The organism is Stenotrophomonas sp. P5_A8 (genome assembly GCF_056400545.1).
Genome location: NZ_JBFULB010000482.1, coordinates 1 through 2,059 on the forward strand (window position 1 = coordinate 1; position 2,059 = coordinate 2,059).

The window sequence follows — 2,059 nt, forward strand, 5'->3', positions numbered from 1 at the left end:
GCGCTCGTTCCTGGCATGCTACTCCGCATCTTCCCAGCACCTAGAGGGTCGCTGTCGACTGATCTCATCGCGGCGTTGACACCTCCGGGGCTTGGCTTACTCCAAGTGCTAGCAGGGCCGCGGCATCTGATGCTCGCTGGATTAGAGGCAATCCCCTAGCCAACGAGGCATCTCTTTGGCTCTCGTGCCCTAAAAGACAAAGACGACCATCTTCTCGGCAGGCGCGCCGGGCGGGGCAGGCACCGAGCTCAGCAAGCGCTCAAACTCTGCAGTGTCCGAGTGGTGGAGCACCAACGGATGGTAGTCGGTGCAACTTGCGGACGGCACTCGGCCTGATGTATCCAGATGGCAGCTGTTGACGATTGTGATGCTTATCCGCAGCTCTTCCTCATGGGCCTGCGCATGCAACGCAGCCGGGCAAAAGCCGAAGAGAAGTGCGGTGTACAGGGCCGTCCGATTGCCCGGCGCAGTCGTGTTAGGTTTCATGCGATTGTCCCGTATCGAGCCTCTTCATCAGGGAGGCAAAGCGCGCCCCTGAGATGGCCTGCCGATTGCAGCATTTTGGACAGCTGAGCACGACTCCTCGACTGATTTGTTCCAAGCCGCTGGATGGAGATGTTGCAGTGAACTCAGCGGAACATCCCTGGCACTCTGCGGTCACCGACCTGAGTTCTTCCAAGATTTCGTCCCTGTAGCTGGCCTTACCTACAACAGAAAGCAAACGGAATGCGCCAGTATTTGGCATGGCTCGCGGCTCCTTGGCGAGATCGACTGAGTGGGCAATTGGTTCGGCTCATGACCGACACCACGGCGCTATGTTATGCGTCGACGACCCTTTCACCGGTGAAAGGCCCGTCGACACGGCGTCTAAGTCTGGACCAAGGGGCAGGGGCCAACAGTGAGTGTGGACGTGGATGTGGCCTACAGGTCGTTCGCGCAGTCGCTCAGGCAGCGCCCAGCAATTGGGGATGGTTCCTCGACGCTCTGGGCTTTGCGTGCGCGCAATGGCCGGCGGAGGGAATTGTCCCAATAGTTAAGTGGCCCTTCTGCTGCGCACGTCCGCAGCACGAAACCCAAGCCGGACGTGACTAAAGCTCGGCCCTATCCGGCCGCTACTCGTGTATGGAGGACACATATCAGGACGCCAGCCCGCATAGCCCTCGCGAGTCGGCGGCCCTGCGCACCCTCGACGTTGAGCTATTGTTTCGGCTGGAAATGACGGCCAGGCAAGTTAGGGGGCTATTTGCTCACCCCGGTTGGGCGGGGCAGGAGGCCCAGAGTTCGGAATGGGTCGTTGATGAGGTCTGGACGGGCCCAGCTTGGGGTGGGCAGCTACTGAAGGACGCTGTGGGGGTGATAAAGAATTCTTTCGAAGAGGTGGCGAGAGCGCCCATTTTTGGGCCTGCTTCGAAAGCAACCGCATTGGAACGTGAGAGCCTGCTTCGAGCCCGCCTGCTGGCCTATCCTGCGGGACGCGCGATCTTCATGCCGTCGGGACTAAAAGATGGCGAGGAGAGATTCTTCACAATCGTCGTTGGGTACATTGCGCGGCATCAGATCAGCGTCAAAGAGGACGTATTCGTTGCCAATTGGCTTTTGCAACATCCGGAACAGCTTCAGCAGCTTTTTGAGCTGGTCCGACGCTCCCAATCAGCTGGTATGGATCCTACGGTGGTTGCGGAGGCATTCTTAGGTCCATTCCTTCAATGACACCGCCACGTTTTTGTGGCTAGTACGCGCGGAGACAGTGGTACGTCGGTTGGTAGGTTTCCTTGCCCGCAGCAATCGGCTGGTTTCGCGATTCCTTGTCGAGCACTCTGCCGCCTGGGGGGCGAAAGAGGCACCAATGATAGTCCATAGCTACGCCAAGTCACCGTGCGTGGGAAAAGCGTAGACAGCGCCGAATAGGCCGGCAGGCGGTGGCCTTGTGGTGGTTTCCTCCTAAAGCCCAGTCGAGAAACCATCACGATCGCGGCTACTCTTTTAGTGTTCTTGTTTGCTCTCGATGTGCTCCGGTAAAGGTTGCCCGTCCTAGCCGAGTAGTCACCTGCCCTCTGCC

Annotated in this window: 2 protein-coding genes; one reads left to right on the plus strand and one right to left on the minus strand. The window is 58.8% G+C overall.

Going from position 1 to position 2,059, the window contains the following annotated elements; translation table 11 throughout:
• Positions 1-189: 189 nt before the first annotated feature.
• The gene (locus AC1DQP_RS19840) at positions 190-486 is read right to left on the minus strand and encodes a hypothetical protein (protein WP_478052346.1); all 297 of its coding nucleotides are present in this window, start codon (positions 484-486) and stop codon (positions 190-192) included.
• Positions 487-1,122: 636 nt separating this feature from the next.
• On the opposite strand from AC1DQP_RS19840, the gene AC1DQP_RS19845 reads away from it, so the two are divergent.
• Complete coding sequence (locus tag AC1DQP_RS19845; protein WP_478052347.1) at positions 1,123-1,710, plus strand: hypothetical protein; 588 nt, start codon at positions 1,123-1,125, stop codon at positions 1,708-1,710.
• Positions 1,711-2,059 lie beyond the last annotated feature (349 nt).

Excerpts from the sequence above, each read along its gene's own strand:
- AC1DQP_RS19840 (WP_478052346.1), bottom strand. The coding sequence starts at position 486 with ATGAAACCTAACACGACTGCGCCGGGCAATCGGACGGCCCTGTACACC.
- AC1DQP_RS19845 (WP_478052347.1), top strand. The coding sequence starts at position 1,123 with ATGGAGGACACATATCAGGACGCCAGCCCGCATAGCCCTCGCGAGTCG.